Genomic DNA, 18,417 nt, shown 5'->3' on the forward strand with positions numbered 1-18,417 from the left:
CAGGCAATGCAGATGCCTTGGCTAGATTTTTACAACGAATAGAGCAATTTTAGCATCAGCCTGCAAGGACAGGACTCTTTTTTGTCGCTTCGTCATTAAAAAGATCCGCTTAGAATGACTAAACTAGATATTTTTAATCTAGAATCGACTAAAAAATAGTCACTGTCAGTGCCATGATCGAATGTTCAACAGACCCTAACCTCTTACCAATCTAAGCCTGCAAAAAACTACCGAGTCCTGAGCATAATGACTGCTCTTCATATAAAGGAATATTGACCATGAGCCAAAAAATCACCAGCGATTTTGATCAAGACGCTTATCCTCGCGACCTAAAAGGCTATGGCGAAAATCCGCCTGATCCTAAATGGCCAGGTGGTGCAAAGATTGCGGTACAGTTTGTATTGAATATCGAAGAAGGCGCCGAAAACAGTGTGATTCATGGTGATGGTCAATCAGAACGGTTTTTATCAGATGTACTAGGTACGCCAGAGTTTACCAACCGCCATCAGTCTATCGAGTCGGCATTTGAATACGGTAGCCGTGTTGGTGTATGGCGTGTACTTGATGTGTTCAAAGAGTATGGCTTGCCGATTACTACTTTTACTTGTGCCGCGGCAGCTGAGAAAACGCCGCATATCATTGAGCGCGTATTAGAGGATGGTCATGAAGTGGCTAGCCACAGTCTGCGCTGGATCACTTATCAATACATGTACCGTGAGACTGAACGTGAGCACGTGCGCCGAGCGACTGAAATATTTGAGCAGATGTTAGGCAAGCAGCCATTAGGATGGTACACGGGGCGCGATAGCCCTAACACACGCGAGCTAGTTGCTGAACAAGGCGGCTATATGTATGACTCAGACTCTTATGGTGATGAGCTACCGTATTGGTTAGACGTCAAAGTACAAGACGGTGAGGTTATCACTCGTAAACCGCATTTGGTGATACCGTATACGTTAGAGACTAATGACATGCGTTTTTCTTCAAGCCCTGGCTTTACTAACGCTGAACCTTTTTACCAATACCTAAAAGATAGCTTCGACACTCTATATGAAGAGGGCGATAAAGACGGTAAAAACCAGCCAAAAATGCTAACTATCGGTTTGCATTGCCGTATTATTGGTCGTGCCGGTCGTATCACTGCGCTTAAACAATTTTTGAAATATATCACCAGTAAGCCCGACGTTTGGGTATGCCGTCGCGATGAAATCGCCAAGCATTGGTATGAAAACCATCCAGCCACAGCGGATAACACAGTCAGCTGGATGTAACGTTAACCCTCTTTTATCTTAGCGATTTTACTGCCTTTTTGATAACGGTTTAAGCCGTATATGCATCGGTAGTAAAGTAGCTAATACTGAAAATAAGTAAGGCAACATTATGAAAACGACAATAATTGCTCAACCTCTAACTAAAGCGGCATTCGCGCCGTATGGCTCAGTCATTGAGCCTTATAATGATGAAGAAAAATGTCCTGAAAACAGCTGGGATATCAATCGTGGCTACGCTTGTCGTCATGATGCTATCTCAAAAGTTCAAAATGATGGCGGTGAAGTTGGTTTTAGTATTTTTCGTACTAAAAGACGCGATTGCCCTATTACGCTATCCGTTATGGAATACCATCCGTTTGGCTCGCAAGCCTTTTTTTCTATGAACTCAACAGACTATCTAGTTGTTGTAGCCAAAGCTGGCGAACCGCCTAAATCAGCGGCTGATTTAAAAGTGTTCTATGCCTATTCGCATCAAGGCGTGCAGTATGATGCGAACGTTTGGCATCATCCGTTACTGGCACTAAACGCTGATTGTGACTTTTTAGTAGTTGATCGCATCAATGGTGATGGTAATAACTGCCATGAGTTCGAGATTGACGATTGGGAAGTTTGCATTGATGTCTCAGCTGAGCAAGCTAAGTCAGAAAGAGCAAAGGCTAATGCTGTTTAGAAGGTATTCATTAATGTTAAAGCCAGCTAATATAGATTAGCTGGCTTTTTTATGCTCTCAATTTCTAGCTATGACCTCATCAAAAAGCGTTAAGCCCATATTGAATCGCTCAGCCTAAACATGATAAACAACTTTGTTCGAGTTGTCTTTTATTAGTTAAAACTCTATAATCCGCCGTTATTTAGATAAGTGCAGTAGCACTCATTTTGTTATTGAAACCCGCTATTCAGATGAGAGTCGTATGATAGACAATAATAGCTTGATATCAGCAAAGCAGTCTTGGATAGGGACTATGCAAATCATTACCGCTGCGATCTGCTGGGGAACCCTTGGTATATTTTCTACTTATCTTAATCAAGCAGGATTTAGTGGTTGGCAAATTACTATTTTGCGTATCGTTACCGCTGCTTTATTAATCCTAGTAATGCTCCCAAAATTATGGTTCTATCTGCGCAAACTAAGCCCAAAACAGTGGGGCGGATTAGCACTACAATCTCTCATTGGTGTGCTCGGTATGTCGCTATGTTACTTCTTTGCCGTCATTTATGTCGGTGCAGGTGCCGCCGTTGCTCTGCTATATACCGCGCCAGTCTTTAGCTTATTATTTTCAGCCATTTTTCTTGATGAATCGATCACTCGCCAGTCTGCCCTATTGGCATTGGTAGCGGTATTCGGTGTCGGTTTGACGATGCTCGGCGACGAAGCCAAGCTCAATTGGGGCGTAGCTTTGGGGTTATTAGCTGGCGTTTGTTATTCTTTATATGGCGTGCTTGGTAAGCGTGCGATGCACTACGCACACTCTGCACCTTTAGTGTTTTTTACCTCGATTATTATCAGCGCTGGTGTGCTGTTGTTACTACCTCAAACTTATCATACTTATACTAAGTTACTGAGCTTACCGGTACTGACTTGGGGCTATGCTTTAGGATTAGCGCTCATCGGTACAGTCGTACCCTTTGCGCTGTATATGAAAGCCTTAGAGAAACTACCTGCCTCTCGCGCCTCAGTGTTCACTATCTTTGAACCGTTGACCGCTATTGCTTTAGCTATCTTGCTATTAAGCCAGTCGCTATCTGCTATTCAGTATTTAGGTGTATTACTCATTTTACTCGCAGCACTACTTAATGCGCTCCTCAATGGTACTTCTACTCGCGTACCGCGCTGGCTGCAAAGAAGAAAAAGAGTAAAATTGGAGTAAAATTTGTTTTATAATTCAGAAGTCACACTGGAGAATGGTTATGCACGGCTCAAAACTTAAGTTAAGCGTTTTACTTAAGCGCTCAATTACCATCCTACCTCTGCTAATACTGTCACCATTTGCTGTAGCCATTGCTCCTATACAAGCCAATTTTATACTAGGCATGGATGTGCAAGGACAACGCTTAAACCTTTATAGAGGATGCGGTGAAGGTTATGTCACTTGTGAGAATATGCTGCTAGTAGCCCCAAATTTAGGGCAGCTTTTGCAAATAAGCGAGTATGGCAAGAGGCTAAGCAAAAAGCAGAATACTATCGACCTCTATCCTGCCAAAACCAAGCATAGTATTTGTAAAGACGGCGTCACGCCTTGCGGCTTTCAAGGCTATAACTTTGAGGGCGAGGATTTTAACGGTTTTATAGATACCTCGAAACAGAAGATAACCGTAAATGGCAACTGGACGACGGACACCGCTACTCTGTCTTACCAAGAAAATGCCAGTTATCTGCCGCTAGTTTCACAATCTAAAAGAATCGATCGCTTATACAAGGCCTCAGACAAAGCTTTGAATGACAGCTATCAAACGACTCTCTATGAAGTTGGACGACTTTATGGTCAAGGTCAAGCGACTGTGTTAAAAAATGAGCAACGCCAATGGCTCAAAAAACGCTCTGAAATTTGCGGTGCGGATGTCGACCATCTGCCCAGAAACCAAGCGGAGGAGGTCTGCTTCATCCAAAAAAATGACAATCGACTGAATGATTACTTCTTATGGATTGATTGAAAGCATTTTTATTAAAATATCAGGACTCAATCCGCTGTAAAAAAGCCTGAGTTCGCGGATGAACCGATATCTCAAACATCTGCTCAGCGCTGCCCTCCTCAACCACGTGACCGTCTTCGATCAATACCACATGATCGGCGACATCGCGGGCAAACTTAATCTCGTGAGTGACCACCACCATTGTCCAGCCCTCTGATGCTAGCCGCTTCATCGTCTCAAGTACATCTTGTACTAGCTCTGGATCGAGTGCAGAGGTTGGCTCATCGAATAACAATAATGACGGCTCAATAGCGAGCGCCCGCGCAATACCAACGCGCTGCTGCTGACCACCAGATAGCTGAAACGGATAAAGATCTGCTTTATCGGATAGCCCAACCTTATCCAGCAATGCTAGAGCTTGACTTTGCGCATCAGCTTTACTAGTACCTTGCACGACTGTCGGACCAAGCATCAAGTTTTGCAAGGCGGTCTTATGCGGAAATAAATTATAAGACTGAAACACCATCCCCGACTTACGCTGCAAGGCGAGCAAAGCTTTTTTATTAGGCTTAGTACCAAAATCTACGCTTAAGCTACCATCATCAAAAGCAATTACCCCTTGATCGGGAATCTCAAGGGCATTGATACAACGCAAAAAGGTGGTTTTGCCCGATCCTGATGGCCCTAATATCACCACCACCTTACCTTTATGAATGGTCAAATCGATGCCTTTGAGCACTTGATTATTACCAAAGGCTTTGTGAATATTAGTGACTTGAATCATGACCGCTCCTACTATGCTGGCTGTGCTATTACTTCAAAAATATAAAGTTTCGTATTAACGATTACTTAGCGACGTAACGATCAAGGCGTGTTTCGAGTCGACCTTGGATAGAGGTCAATACTAAACAAATACCCCAATATATAAAGGCCGCCTCGGTATACACCAGCATAAATTCATAGTTACGCGCGGTAATGATTTGCGCTTGTTTAAACAGCTCGGTGACCAGCACTAACGACGCTAATGAAGTATCTTTAACCAAACTAATGAAAGTATTCGATAACGGCGGTACAGATACGCGCAGTGCTTGCGGCAAGATTACATGACGAAAGGTCTGTAAGTACGTTAAGCCAACCGTCGAACCAGCTTCCCATTGCCCTTTTGGGATGGATAAAATAGAGGCACGTACCGTCTCTGAAGCGTAAGCCCCAATGTTAAGCGAAAAAGCAATAATCGCCGAAGGGAAAGGATCAAGCTTGACCCCGACACTTGGCAGACCATAAAAGATAATAAATAGCTGTACCAGCATTGGTGTACCGCGAATAGCAGACACATAAATACGCGCTAGACGATAAGCAATCCTATGCAGCCAGCCTGCGCGCGGCACAATACGAATAAGTGCCACACTTAGCGCAATAGCCATGCCTATCGCAAACGATATCAGCGCCAGCGGTATCGAATAGTAGATACCGCCTTTAAGCATGGGCCAAAATGAGCTAATGACAATCTGCGCCCGATCTGGTGTCATAAAGGGCAGTAATGACAGTAAATCAGCGAGCATTGAGAGGATAGATGCTAGCATTACTCTTGCTTACTTATATCAGCGCCGAAGAACTCTTGGCTGATTTTGGTTAAAGTGCCATCCGCTTGTAAAGCTGCCATTGCTTCATCTAATTTTGCCACCACCGCATCATCGCCCTTCAATAACACCAATCCTGAACCACGCTTTTCACTGGCTGGCGCTACTAATTTGATCTCAAGACCACTATCTGGAAAGTTTTTGAGATAATCGAGTACCGCTAGATTGTCATTCATCGTAAAGTCAGCTCGATCTTGCTTAACCAGCTGCACCGCTTGTGCCATACCATCGACTGGTACGATTTCAGCCTCATAGCGCTCAGCAAGCTCGCCATAGTTACTCGATAGTGATTGAGCAGTGCGCAGACCTTTTAAACCTTCCCACGAGCTATAACGGTTATCGTCGGTTGGCGCTAGCACGACTGCACCTGACCAGCTGTAAGCACTAGCTTTATCATATTTAGCTTTACGCTCAGGTGTGGTCAGACTGACTTGATTGGCCACCATATCAAAACGCTCGGAGTCGAGTCCCGCCAGCATCGCATCCCACTGAGTTTCTTTAAACTCAACCGTAACGCCCAACTTGTCAGCGACGGCACGCGTGACCTCAACATCATAGCCAGTAAGCTTACCGCTGACATCATGATAAGTGAACGGCGGGTAAGTACCTTCAGTACCGACATTGATAGTACCGCCATTATTAATACGTTGTAGTAGATCTGATTCACCATTAGCCGTGTCAGCAGCTGTTGAATCAGTAGTATTAGACTGACCACAAGCACTTAATAATAGCGCACTGACAGCGAAAGTTAACAAAGCACGACGTTTCATAGGATGTCCTTATACAAGTAAGTAAATGGTGTGATAATTATAACTTATAATTTTTGTAACTTTTATAATTCTAAAAATTGCAAATTGTAGAGGGCAGTTCTGCCTGCATATAGTGTTGCCTATAGACGGATGCTGCCCATAAACGATATGAGTAACCTCATCACAATGTCATAATGTCACAATGTCATAATGTCATAATGTCATAATGTCATAATGTCATAATGTTTGAGTCTGGGTGCTCGATTTGAGGATAGCGAGCGTATTTTTCAATGCTGTTTTTATATAACACTTTATTCTACAAGATTCTTTACAGTAAATTTTGAACTTATTAGCTGGCAGCTCTAATAGCAAATAACTCATATACTATCGCACATTAAAAAGAATAAACGTACAAAAATAGTGATTACGTAGCAGGGCGTTATAATTCGCCAGAGAACTGATAGCGATCCCCTGCATGCCACATTTTGACAAAAGTCACGACTTGACCTGCTGAATAGGTCTGACGGCATAGTACGAGTGTCGGGGCGTGTAGTGAGATTTGTAATGCCTGAGCAACCTCTTCTGAAGCGGCTAAAGCTCGGATAGTATAGCTACCGCGCTCTAGTGGGCTCTTTGCAATCAAATAGTCACTGGTATTTACCACACTAAAGTCTTGCTCAATAAACTCTGGTACTTTTACCGCATCGACCCAACGCTCTTCGAATTGCATCGGCTGACCATCAGCAAAGTGAATAATCTTTACTTCATATAATATTGGCGCTTCATCGCTATCCTCACCGTTATCCGTAGCTAGTGGCATGGTTGACGCCTTGGCATCAACTATATTGATGTCAAGTGCATTGGCATCAAGCGCATTAGCATCAGACACATCGATATCAAACTTACGGCGTAGCTCACCGTCCAGCATGCTAGCAGTAATACTGCGCTTACTCACGACTTGTGCTTGGTAGTCACGATTGGCTGACTTTAAGTCTTGAGCGATATTGCGTACTTCGACAAAAGTATGATTGAACTGCTGCTGTGCCACAAAGGTTCCCGACCCTTGCCGACGCTCTAATACACGCTCCTCGCTCAACTCTTTTAAAGCGCGGTTCACCGTCATCCTTGACACCCCAAACTCTTCAGCCAATGCCATTTCTGTAGAAATCGCATTACCAGCTTGCCATTTACCGCTATGTATATTATCCAATATCGCATTTTTAATACGTTGATATGCAGGCGTTTTCTTTTTCATAGCGCTCTTCATCTTTGTCATGCTTATCTTTTAACCGTCAGCGTCAATCATAAAAGTATCGCCATAATATCATGCGTATTCACAAAACAGTTTTGTTGATGTCACAACACAACAAATAATTCAAAAAAACCTTGCATGAAAAAACTATCTTTGATAATTTGTATATACAAATTAATTATTATTTAAAAATTGGCTCAAATAAATAATGGTATCGATACAATCATAAGGAATGATGATGACTGATTCTAAAACAACCCCGATTAGTAAAATGACTCGCCGTGATGAAAGTCGCGATATAGCCGCCCCTACTGGCAGCACCTTAAATTGCAAAAGCTGGCTGACCGAAGCGCCTTATCGTATGCTGCAAAACAATCTACATCCTGATGTCGCTGAAAACCCAAAAAGCTTAGTTGTGTATGGTGGTATCGGACGCGCTGCCCGCAACTGGGAAAGCTACGATCAAATTTTAGAATCGCTTAAAGAATTAGAAGATGACGAGACATTATTAGTGCAATCAGGCAAGCCGGTTGGCGTCTTTCAGACTCACGAAAATGCCCCGCGCGTATTGATTGCCAACTCCAACCTTGTGCCGCGCTGGGCCACGTGGGAGCACTTCAATGAGCTAGATCGCAAAGACTTAATGATGTATGGGCAGATGACTGCGGGGAGCTGGATCTATATCGGCACCCAAGGCATCGTCCAAGGCACTTACGAGACCTTTGTCGAAGCAGGTCGTCAGCATTATGATGGCAGCTGGGCAGGACGTTGGATTTTGACCGCTGGTCTTGGTGGTATGGGCGGCGCGCAACCATTAGCCGCGACCTTTGCTGGTGCGACGTCTCTAAATATCGAATGCCAACAATCCAGTATTGATTTCCGTTTGCGTACGGGTTACGTCGATGTGCAAGCAGACGACCTTGATCATGCTTATGAGCTGATTAAAAAGCATACCGATGCAGGCGAAGCCGTCTCAATCGCGCTACTTGGTAATGCGGCAGATATCTTGCCTGAGATGGTCAAGCGCGCCAATGCAGGAGAGATAAAGCCTGACTTAGTCACTGACCAAACCTCCGCTCACGACTTAATCAATGGCTATCTACCAAGTGGCTGGACCGTTGACGAGTGGAAAGCAGCACAAGAAAATCCAGATCAACACGCTGCCTTAACCAAAGATGCGGCGGCGTCTTGTGCCGTACATGTACAAGCAATGCTAGACCTACAAGAAATGGGGATTCCAACGACCGATTATGGTAATAATATTCGTCAAGTTGCCTTTGATGAAGGAGTTAAAGACGCCTTTAATTTCCCAGGCTTTGTGCCTGCTTATATTCGTCCGCTATTTTGCCAAGGTAAAGGGCCTTTCCGCTGGGTAGCGTTGTCTGGTGATCCAGAAGATATCTATAAGACCGATCAAAAGATCAAAGAGCTGTTCCCAGAAAATCAGCATATTCATCGCTGGCTAGACATGGCGAAAGAACGCATTCAGTTTCAAGGCTTGCCAGCGCGTATCTGCTGGTTAGGTTTAGGCGAGCGCGACAAAGCAGGACTTGCCTTTAATGAGATGGTTAAGAACGGCGAACTCAAAGGCCCAATCGTTATCGGCCGTGACCATTTAGATACAGGCTCTGTTGCCAGCCCTAATCGCGAAACTGAAAGCATGAAAGATGGCACAGACGCTGTCTCTGACTGGGCACTATTAAACGGCATGCTCAATGTCGCAGGCGGCGCGACTTGGGTCTCATTGCATCATGGCGGCGGCGTGGGCATGGGTTACTCGCAGCACTCTGGCATGGTCATTGTCGCTGATGGCACAGATAGCGCAGCCAAACGTTTAGCGCGAGTACTAGTCAATGATTGTGGCTCAGGCGTGATGCGTCATGCGGATGCAGGCTATGAGCTGGCGATTAAAACAGCGAAAGAATACGGCTTAAACTTACCAATGATTAAATAGCTTAAGCGATTTCTATTTTATAAGAATAAATAACTCTATAACATATGACATTAGGAATACCATCATGACTACTATTAAGAAACTTGTTCTAAACCCTCGCCAACTTAGCTTCGAGATGCTGCGCGATATTTATGAGCGACCTGTCATATTGACGCTACCCGATAGTGCTTATGAAGCAATAGATGCCTCACACGAAGATGTACAAACGATTATTCGTCGCGACAAAAGTGCGTATGGTATCAATACCGGCTTTGGCTTGTTAGCAAAAACTCGTATCAGCGATGATCAGCTTGAGCTACTTCAGCGCAATTTGATTGTGTCGCATTCTGTTGGTACTGGTGAGGCGCTACCAGACGGCGTGGTACGATTAATCATGGTCATGAAAGTGGCTAGCTTATCGCAAGGTGTGTCTGGTGTACGTCGCGAGGTAGTCGATAGCCTATTGGCCTTGATTAATAATCAAATTACGCCACACATTCCAGTGAAAGGCTCTGTCGGCGCATCAGGCGATTTAGCACCGCTATCACATATGACACTCGCTATAATGGGTGAAGGCGATGTCTATGTTAATGGTCAAAGTGTACCTGCGGCTGACGCGCTAGCTCAGCATGGTCTTGAGCCAATTACCCTTGCGGCTAAAGAAGGCCTTGCACTCATTAACGGTACTCAGGTGTCAACGGCACTGGCACTACGCGGATATTTCCTAGCGCGCGATTTGCTTGAGACGGCAACTATCGTCGGCTCCATGTCTATTGATGCCGCTAAAGGCTCAGACTCGCCATTTGATGCGCGTATTCATGACGTTCGTGGTCATCATGGTCAAATCGAAATCGCCAAAGCACATCGTCAGCTGATCAAAGGCAGTGCCATTCGCGCCTCGCATGATGGTGAGCAAGACGATAGAGTACAAGATCCTTATTGCTTACGTTGCCAGCCGCAAGTGATGGGCGCGTGTCTTGATATCATCAATCAAGCCGGTCAAACTTTATTAATAGAAGCCAATGCGGTCACTGATAACCCGCTGATTTTTAACAATGAAGATGGTCCTGTTGCTATATCAGGCGGTAACTTCCATGCTGAGCCAGTCGCCTTTGCCGCAGACATTTTAGCCTTGGCGATTGCTGAGATTGGCTCTATGTCTGAGCGCCGTGTGGCTTTACTCATTGATGCAACCTTGTCAGGTGGCTTGCCGCCATTTTTAGTTGACAATGCTGGGTTAAACTCAGGCTTTATGATTGCCCATGTGACGGCAGCCGCACTCGCCTCCGAGAATAAATCTATCGCCCATCCTGGTAGTGTCGATAGTATCCCGACTTCTGCCAATCAAGAAGATCATGTGTCAATGGCGACTTATTGCGCACGACGTCTCTATGAGATGGCGCATAATACCGCAACGATTATCGGTATTGAGCTATTATCTGCAGGTCAAGGTATCGACTTCCATCGCGGACTAGATACCTCAGAGCCGTTACAAACAGCGCATCAGAAGCTACGCGAGCACGTGACTTTTTATGATAAAGATCGCTACCTAGCACCTGATATTGAAGCCGCCAAACAGCTGGTATTAAATGGCATCCTTACTGAGCATTGGCAGTCATTGCGTAGCGATTGGTATCTGTCTAAATAGCTCGTTGATGAAGAGTAGAGAGATAAACGATGATAACGACTTCCGTAAACCACAGCCATGCTGATATGACCCGATGGACAGGACGCGCAGAGCCGTTTGAGACTGCTCGTGCCCGCTATTGGTATCAACTAGCACAACCTTATGCGTTTGCTACTCTTGATAATAAAGGGCAGCGCATTGGGCTGGTTGGTTTCGCCTGTGATCAAGGTGTGCGTCGCAATCAAGGACGCGTGGGTGCCAGAGCAGCGCCGCCTTTGATTCGTAGCGCATTTGCGGCATTGCCCATTATCGCTGAGCTGCAACAGCGCTTTGATAGTGAGATGCCAACCTTGCTTGGTGATGCAGGTGATATTCATTGTCACGATAGCGATAGTTTTGCCGCGCAAGTTCTTGAGCAAGCCCAGAAAACCTACGCGGATGTCGTCAGTGATATTATTAAGCGAGGCGGTCTGCCTATCGGTTTAGGCGGCGGTCATGCGATTGCCTTTGGTAGTTTTTTGGGACTGTGGCAAGCGTTACAGCAGATAGACGCCACAACCCATGAGACATCCACACCTAGCAAATCTACACCTAGCATTGGTATTATTAACTTTGATGCTCATCTTGATATTCGTCAGTCTGATGTCGCAACATCTGGTACACCATTTCGTCAAATCGCAGAACATCTCACGGATCATGAGCAAGCGTTTCATTACTGCTGTATCGGCGTTAGTCGGTTTTCCAACACTGCTGCTCTCTTCGACCGCGCTGAGCAGTTAGGCGTACATATTATTAGTGATGAAGACTGCACCAATAAAAAATGGAAAAAAATTGCAGATCAAATTGAGACCTTTATCGACCAAGTTGATGTGGTCTACTTAACTATTGATATGGATTGCTTGCCCTCAAGCGTGGTGCCTGGTGTCAGTGCGCCAGCCGCCTATGGTATTAACTTGGCATTCGTTGAGCGTGCGGTCAAGATTATCATGGCATCAGGCAAAGTAAAAATGGCCGACATCGCCGAAATCAACCCCACTTATGATACTGACCAACGCAGCTGCAAAGTCGCCGCTCGACTATTAGCAACCATCATTGAGCAGCATTTATTCACCTTATAGCTGGTTTACAAATACCCAGCGCCTAGCAGGAGCCTATTATGACTACCTCTACCGTACAGACACCTATCGATAGCGCCACTATGACCTCGTTTGATAACGTGATTATCAATGCTAATCTCGCCACATTCTCCAAACAATACGGCTTTGATATCTATAGCGACAATCAAAACGACAACCAAAGCAATAATCAAACTAAAAGTACACCTTATGGACAGCTAGAAAATGCGGCTATTGGTATTCAAGATGGCAAAATTGCATGGATTGGCACTCATGAAGAAATAAAGACACACCTTGCTCATTATAAAAACGATCAAATCAAAGATGTCGATGGCAACTGGGTAACGCCTGGACTCATCGATTGTCATACGCATCTGGTTTATGCTGGTAATCGCAGTAATGAGTTTGAAGCGCGTTTGCATGGTGCCAGTTATCAAGATATCGCAGCACAAGGCGGCGGTATTGTCTCGACCGTTAGCGCCACCCGCGAAGCTAGTATCGATGAGCTATTTGCGCAAAGTGAAAAGCGACTTTTGGCACTACTTAAAGAAGGTATAACCAGTGTCGAAATTAAATCTGGTTATGGCTTAGATTTGGATACTGAGCGCAAAATGCTAACGGTTGCACGCCAGCTCGGCGAAAAGTATAACATCGAAGTACGTAAGACTTACCTAGCTGCGCATGCCCTGCCGCCTGAGTATAAAGGTCGGATGGATGACTATATTGAGCAAGTTTGCCAATGGCTGCCGATTTTACATAGTGAAGGTTTGGTCGATGCAGTAGATGGTTTCTGTGAAAATATTGCTTTCAGTACTGAGCAGATTAAGCGTGTGTTTGAGGTTGCACGCTCATTAGATTTACCTGTCAAGCTGCACTCTGAGCAATTATCTGATATAGGTGGCAGTGCTTTAGTCGCTGAATATCAAGGACTATCAAGCGATCACTTGGAGCACTTAGCAGAAGTCGATATCGAAAAAATGGCCGCCAGCGACACCGTAGCGGTACTATTGCCAGGGGCGTTTTATACTTTGCGTGATACCAAGCTGCCACCCATTGATAGCTTACGTAAGCATAAAGTAGCTATGGCAATTTCTACCGACTGTAATCCGGGTACCTCACCACTCACCTCATTATTGTTAGCAATGAATATGGGTAGTACGCTATTTTTTATGACGCCAGAAGAGGTACTTGCTGGCACGACTACTCACGCTGCAAAAGCACTGGCGTTATCCAATAAAGGCCGTATAGAAGTCGGCTGTGATGCTGATTTGGCATTATGGGATATCACTCGCCCTGCCGACTTGAGCTACCTGATCGGCTTAAACCCTATTATTGGTACTATGATTAAGGGTCAATGGCGCAGATAACATTTCTATAAACCGCTATGAACGCTAAACGAATAACTAACGCAAGTCATCAACAACTGCTAACATAGCAATTAACGATGCCTCACCTAACTGAATACAGCGCTCTGGAGACCAACCCATTTCCAAATCGGGCAAGTTATCATTATCTTTAAAAGGCATTTCTAGAGTATTGGCGAGGCAATCAAAACGTTCGGCAACCCAGTTGGTGGCGAGAGTCATATTTGCTTTGCCTTGCGCATTAACCTTATAACCAACCTCAGACTGAAAATCGGCACTGGCTAACTTTAATACTTCTGAGAACCTATTACGTAGATGTTCGAGGCGGTCGTTATAACTTGGTGTACCTTCAGAGCCAGCAAGGAAGACGAAAGGTAGTGTTTCATCACCATGCACATCATAAAACAAGTCTACCCCAGTTTTCTGCATTTTATCAATTACGTGGAACACCTCGGGGCTTTTTTCTAAGCTTGGATTTGACCATTCACGATTAAGATTAGTGCCAGCCGCGTTAGTCCGCAAGTGACCGCGCACACTACCGTCAGGGTTCATATTAGGTACGATATAAAAGTTAGCTTTCTCTAGTAGTAGCTTGCCAGTGGCGTTATCACTATCGAGCAAGCTATGCATCAAACCCTCGACTAACCATTCAGCCATCGTCTCCCCTGGGTGCTGACGCGCTGTGATCCAAATGTTGCGTTTACTGACATCACCATCGCCAATTTTGACCAAATTTAAATCGCGCTTATCAAGGGTTTCACCTAAATGCTCTAAGCTCACTAAAGGATGCGTTTGTACTGCTGCCAACAGATCTTGATGGCGCTCATAGCTGTAAGGAGCAAAATAAGCAATTTGAATAGTCTCACATTCCATATTCGCCACTATGGTTAATATGCCATTTTTATAAGAGGTTGGCAGTCGAAACCAATGCTGACGATCGAATGACGCAACCGCTTGGTAATCGTCCCACCCTTTGGCGTACGCTGCCTCCCCTGCATTAACAATATTAAGCACGCATTGCTCACCAACTTGACCTGTCAGTCGAAAGTTAAACCACTGAAAAAACTCGCCACCAACATCGGGACGAATAGCCAATTCAATACTCTTTTTATCATTCAAACTGATAACGTCAATATTACCTGAATCGAAATTAGCAGTGATACGCATAAAACCTCCTTAATTATTTCTTATAACGTTAATTGCTTTAAATAATAGCACGTCCTAAATTTTTATAAAAAAATCCATGAAAAAAAACTTAGCCTTAATACAGTCATTTTTTGACACAAAAAAACCGCGCTTATCAATAATGATAAACGCGGTTTTAGTGACTTAGCTTTCAAATAAAGCGATTAGTTTAGGATACCAAACGCCACTAGAGCGTCAGCGACGCGCTTAAAGCCCACCATATTAGCCCCAGCCATATAATCGATATAGCCATTATCTGTTTGACCATACTGCTCTGAAGCACCCGCGGCACTATCATGAATATCTTTCATAATGACTTTTAGACGCTCGTCTACTTGCTCAAAAGTCTTATATTGACGCACTGAGTTCTGTGACATCTCAAGCGCTGATACGGCAACGCCGCCTGCATTAGCCGCCTTACCTGGCGCATAATGTACGCGATAATCACGCACATAATCGACAGCATCAGCAGTTAAAGGCATATTAGCCCCTTCAACGATATATTTGACGCCGTTATCGACTAACTGCTTAGCTTCCTCTTCGTTCACTTCGTTCTGAGTCGCTGAAGGAATAGCGATATCCGCTTTAAACTGCCAAGGCTTTTGACCCGCTAGCCATTTACCGCTGCCAAACTTAGTCACATAATCGGCCAAGGGCTTATTCGCAGCTTTTTGTGTTTTTAGCCAGTCGAGTTTCGGTTTATCAAAGCCGTTTTTATCATGCAAAGTACCTTGCGAGTCAGATACGGTAATTACTTTAGCACCTAATGCAATGCACTTTTCAGCAGCATGTAGTGAGACATTACCAGCGCCTGAGACTAGCACGGTTTTGCCTTCAATAGCTTCGTCTTGCGCTTTTAGCATGTTCTCTAAAAAGTAAACCGCGCCGTAACCTGTGGCTTCGGTACGCATCAAACTACCACCAAACCCAACGCCTTTACCTGTGATAACACCAGTGGACTCGCGAGTTAGATTCTTATACATGGCAAACATATAGCTGACTTCGCGACCGCCAACCCCAATATCGCCCGCGGGTACATCCATGTCTTTATTGATGTAATGATAGAGTTCACGCATAAAGGCGTAACAAAAGCGGCGAACCTCAGAATCTGACTTACCTTTAGGGTCAAAATCAGAGCCACCTTTACCGCCACCAATTGGCAAACCCGTTAAAGCGTTTTTGAATATTTGCTCAAAGCCTAAGAATTTTAAGACCGATTGGTTGACAGTGGGGTGAAATCTCAGACCGCCTTTATAAGGCCCTAATGCATTACAAAACTGTACGCGCCAGCCACGGTTAACCTGCACTTCGCCTTTATCATTTTCCCAGTTAATACGGAAGTTAAAAATACGATCAGGTTCAACCAAACGCTCAAATACTTTGAACTCTTCGTATTCAGGATGAGCGTCGTATAAGGGTTGGATAGTAAGGGCAACTTCTTTTACCGCTTGAATAAATTCATACTGATGGGAATAATGGGCTTCGAGCTTTTCGATGGCTTGACTTATACTCATATATTTTCCTTAACTATAAAACGTGGGATTAAAAGAGCGTGGGATTTTATTCGCATACGTCCACGCAACGGACCATCACAATATACAATAATATTGAGGCAAAATTAGTTTTTTAGTGATGCAATATAATAGGTACATAAAAACTGGCGGGATTGAATACTAATACTCTAAACAACCGATAGGTCATGTTCAGTTAGATATTAGGGTCTGCTAGAAATAGGAGCCGCGAACAATATTACACCAATAATGTCTAATGTGCATAATTTTACGCAAGAACGGCTAAATGCTTAACTTATGGTATTTAATCTACCTTGCCGCTCAAAAAAGTCAATAGCTTATGTTAATAAAGTTATTTTTCGGCATGACAACTAATTAGAATAGCTAGAGCTTAAGCGGCATAAGTAGTGGTATAAGTATCAAGATTGGGCATCCTTGATTAGCTACTTAAGCAAACTGCCACTGCTCCCGCGTTATTTTATATAAAACATGCTCAGCGAGCCTATGATTGGCCTCAAGCATGGGATGACAAAAGTTGTCTTGCGTATCTATCATACCTAGGCGCTGCATAACCTTTTGTGAGGGCTCATTAATCACTGAGGTAAAAGCTACGACTTCGTTTAGTTGTAGCGTCTCAAAAGCAAACTGTAACGCGGTTTGTGCCGCCTCAGTAGCATAGCCTTGACCCCAATAGTCTTTATGCAATCGCCAAGCAATCTCAATACTGGGTGCGAATGGTAGGTCAGCGTGAGTGTGATTAAGACCAACAAAACCTATAAAGCGGTCAGCTTCGCTTGCGCACTCTTTAAGACTTACTGCCCAAAAGCCCCAACCTTTATCTTTTATGAGCTGTTGGCATTTATTCGCGATCGTATCGCTTAATTTAGGTGATAATACTTTAGGAAAATAGCGCATCACCTCAGGATCGGCATTAATCTGAGCGAATATCGCAAAGTCGCTGGCCTGCCATTGACGCAGATAAAGGCGTGGGGTTTGTATTGTATGTATTTTCATAATCACTCAATCAAATTTAACTTACACATTCACTTTATACTTTAAATCTTGGACTTCATCGCCCGTCATACCTCGAAAACCCCAACAGTGCGCAGGCTGCTCTTTTATAGTAATTTCAATATCTATCGACGCAATATTCAGCTGCGCTTCGATTTGTGCAAAGAGCGCTTTAATCAATACCTTTTTGGTCTCAATAGTGCGCCCCTCCATCATATTTATCTCAATCACAGTATAGGCCGCGCTTCTATCGGCAGGATAATAGAAGTCCTCAGTATCTAAGGGTATAAAACGCTGCGCGCGCTTATCTTCAGGCAGACCTAATATAGACTGCATACAACCATGAATCACCTTAGATAACTGGCGTTTGATAGGATTTAGTTGCTCTTTGATACCGTAAATTATGATCATAGTCGCTTTGGCTATCTTATTTAAATAAAAAAATTAATTCACTACCGTAACATTCATAGCTAGCGCCCAGTCTCTACCGTTATCCTCACAGCGTGGGCACAAGTAGTCGGCCTCTGATAAATGAGTCACGTAACCACAATCCATACAGGCATAACAAACGGTTGTCTCTACTTGCTCGACTGGCTGATACCGCTTAGGAAATAGCGGTAGACCGTAGCGCACTTGCTCATCGGTATAAAGCAAAATGCTTAGCTTGCCATCGGTCTCTAGCAATCCTGTACGCACTTGTCCTAAATGCTCTACCCCTTGCTGGCGCATCTCTGCAAAGAACTCATCGTGCGACATTTTACCTTTTTTGATTTTATCGAGTACCAGCTGCCCGTCCTCGACGATATATATTGATCTGCCCTCTAATAGATCTTCAAAGGGCTGATACTTCATCATGATCCAAGTGCACAATCGATAAAGTGCAATCACCGTGCTCATGATAATAACCGCTTGAATAATCGGTAAGTCTTCGGTAAACATCGGATCGCCTGCAATAGAGCCAAGCGATAAAATGATGGTCAATTCAAAGATGGAGAGTTGACGGACACCGCGTTTACCCGTAAAACGCAGAAATATAATAATCATGCTAAACATGACAACTACACGGATAAATATCTCAAGAGCAAACGCCCATGTGGTGTCATGAATAAAGATACTGACCCAATCCAT

General features: G+C 44.2%; 17 protein-coding genes. 8 read left to right on the forward strand and 9 right to left on the reverse strand.

Features of this window, described 5'->3' with window-relative positions:
- Positions 1–278: 278 nt before the first annotated feature.
- From puuE to Q9G97_RS09910, 4 genes are all read left to right on the forward strand, one after another.
- Positions 279–1,271: an allantoinase PuuE gene (gene puuE / locus Q9G97_RS09895; RefSeq protein WP_305898674.1), complete on the forward strand. Its 993-nt coding sequence runs from the start codon at positions 279–281 to the stop codon at positions 1,269–1,271.
- Between the two features lie 109 nt (positions 1,272–1,380).
- Positions 1,381–1,941 carry an ureidoglycolate lyase gene (locus Q9G97_RS09900; protein WP_305898675.1) on the forward strand — a complete coding sequence of 187 codons (561 nt, stop codon included), beginning with the start codon at positions 1,381–1,383 and terminating at the stop codon, positions 1,939–1,941.
- Positions 1,942–2,182: 241 nt separating this feature from the next.
- Complete coding sequence (locus Q9G97_RS09905) at positions 2,183–3,139, forward strand: DMT family transporter (RefSeq protein WP_305898676.1); 957 nt, start codon at positions 2,183–2,185, stop codon at positions 3,137–3,139.
- Positions 3,140–3,179: 40 nt separating this feature from the next.
- The gene (locus Q9G97_RS09910; protein ID WP_305898677.1) at positions 3,180–3,923 is read left to right on the forward strand and encodes a lysozyme inhibitor LprI family protein; all 744 of its coding nucleotides are present in this window, start codon (positions 3,180–3,182) and stop codon (positions 3,921–3,923) included.
- 19 nt (positions 3,924–3,942) lie between these two features.
- Here Q9G97_RS09910 and Q9G97_RS09915 read toward each other — a convergent pair whose 3' ends face one another.
- The 4 genes from Q9G97_RS09915 to Q9G97_RS09930 all read right to left on the reverse strand — a co-directional run bounded on the left by Q9G97_RS09915 (position 3,943) and on the right by Q9G97_RS09930 (position 7,558).
- A complete protein-coding gene (locus tag Q9G97_RS09915; RefSeq protein WP_305898678.1) occupies positions 3,943–4,686 on the reverse strand; it encodes an amino acid ABC transporter ATP-binding protein in 744 nt (247 codons plus the stop codon).
- A 61-nt stretch (positions 4,687–4,747) separates the two neighbouring features.
- Positions 4,748–5,431, reverse strand: coding sequence for an amino acid ABC transporter permease (locus Q9G97_RS09920; RefSeq protein ID WP_371747940.1), 684 nt, complete (start codon positions 5,429–5,431; stop codon positions 4,748–4,750).
- A gap of 53 nt (positions 5,432–5,484) precedes the next feature.
- Positions 5,485–6,312 (reverse strand): amino acid ABC transporter substrate-binding protein, encoded by an 828-nt coding sequence (locus Q9G97_RS09925; protein ID WP_305898680.1) that lies wholly within the window; start codon positions 6,310–6,312, stop codon positions 5,485–5,487.
- Between the two features lie 418 nt (positions 6,313–6,730).
- Positions 6,731–7,558 (reverse strand): UTRA domain-containing protein, encoded by an 828-nt coding sequence (locus Q9G97_RS09930; protein WP_371747941.1) that lies wholly within the window; start codon positions 7,556–7,558, stop codon positions 6,731–6,733.
- 256 nt (positions 7,559–7,814) lie between these two features.
- Between Q9G97_RS09930 and hutU the strand changes: the two genes are divergently transcribed.
- The 4 genes from hutU to hutI all read left to right on the forward strand — a co-directional run bounded on the left by hutU (position 7,815) and on the right by hutI (position 13,585).
- Positions 7,815–9,497 (forward strand): urocanate hydratase, encoded by a 1,683-nt coding sequence (gene hutU / locus Q9G97_RS09935; protein WP_305900318.1) that lies wholly within the window; start codon positions 7,815–7,817, stop codon positions 9,495–9,497.
- A 64-nt stretch (positions 9,498–9,561) separates the two neighbouring features.
- Positions 9,562–11,124 (forward strand): histidine ammonia-lyase, encoded by a 1,563-nt coding sequence (gene hutH / locus Q9G97_RS09940; RefSeq protein ID WP_305898682.1) that lies wholly within the window; start codon positions 9,562–9,564, stop codon positions 11,122–11,124.
- A gap of 29 nt (positions 11,125–11,153) precedes the next feature.
- Complete coding sequence (gene hutG / locus Q9G97_RS09945) at positions 11,154–12,221, forward strand: formimidoylglutamase (RefSeq protein ID WP_305898683.1); 1,068 nt, start codon at positions 11,154–11,156, stop codon at positions 12,219–12,221.
- A gap of 38 nt (positions 12,222–12,259) precedes the next feature.
- Positions 12,260–13,585 (forward strand): imidazolonepropionase, encoded by a 1,326-nt coding sequence (gene hutI, locus Q9G97_RS09950; RefSeq protein ID WP_305898684.1) that lies wholly within the window; start codon positions 12,260–12,262, stop codon positions 13,583–13,585.
- A gap of 36 nt (positions 13,586–13,621) precedes the next feature.
- Here hutI and Q9G97_RS09955 read toward each other — a convergent pair whose 3' ends face one another.
- The 5 genes from Q9G97_RS09955 to Q9G97_RS09975 form a co-directional block, all read right to left on the reverse strand.
- Positions 13,622–14,749 (reverse strand): M14-type cytosolic carboxypeptidase, encoded by a 1,128-nt coding sequence (locus Q9G97_RS09955; protein WP_305898685.1) that lies wholly within the window; start codon positions 14,747–14,749, stop codon positions 13,622–13,624.
- A gap of 182 nt (positions 14,750–14,931) precedes the next feature.
- Positions 14,932–16,281 (reverse strand): NADP-specific glutamate dehydrogenase, encoded by a 1,350-nt coding sequence (gene gdhA, locus Q9G97_RS09960; protein ID WP_305898686.1) that lies wholly within the window; start codon positions 16,279–16,281, stop codon positions 14,932–14,934.
- Between the two features lie 444 nt (positions 16,282–16,725).
- The gene (locus Q9G97_RS09965) at positions 16,726–17,292 is read right to left on the reverse strand and encodes a GNAT family N-acetyltransferase (RefSeq protein ID WP_305898687.1); all 567 of its coding nucleotides are present in this window, start codon (positions 17,290–17,292) and stop codon (positions 16,726–16,728) included.
- A gap of 21 nt (positions 17,293–17,313) precedes the next feature.
- Positions 17,314–17,700: a tautomerase family protein gene (locus Q9G97_RS09970; protein WP_305898688.1), complete on the reverse strand. Its 387-nt coding sequence runs from the start codon at positions 17,698–17,700 to the stop codon at positions 17,314–17,316.
- Between the two features lie 33 nt (positions 17,701–17,733).
- Positions 17,734–18,417 carry a DUF421 domain-containing protein gene (locus Q9G97_RS09975; RefSeq protein WP_305898689.1) on the reverse strand — a complete coding sequence of 228 codons (684 nt, stop codon included), beginning with the start codon at positions 18,415–18,417 and terminating at the stop codon, positions 17,734–17,736.

It is taken from the genome of Psychrobacter sp. M13 (assembly GCF_030718935.1).
Taxonomy (GTDB): Bacteria; Pseudomonadota; Gammaproteobacteria; order Pseudomonadales; family Moraxellaceae; genus Psychrobacter; species Psychrobacter immobilis_G.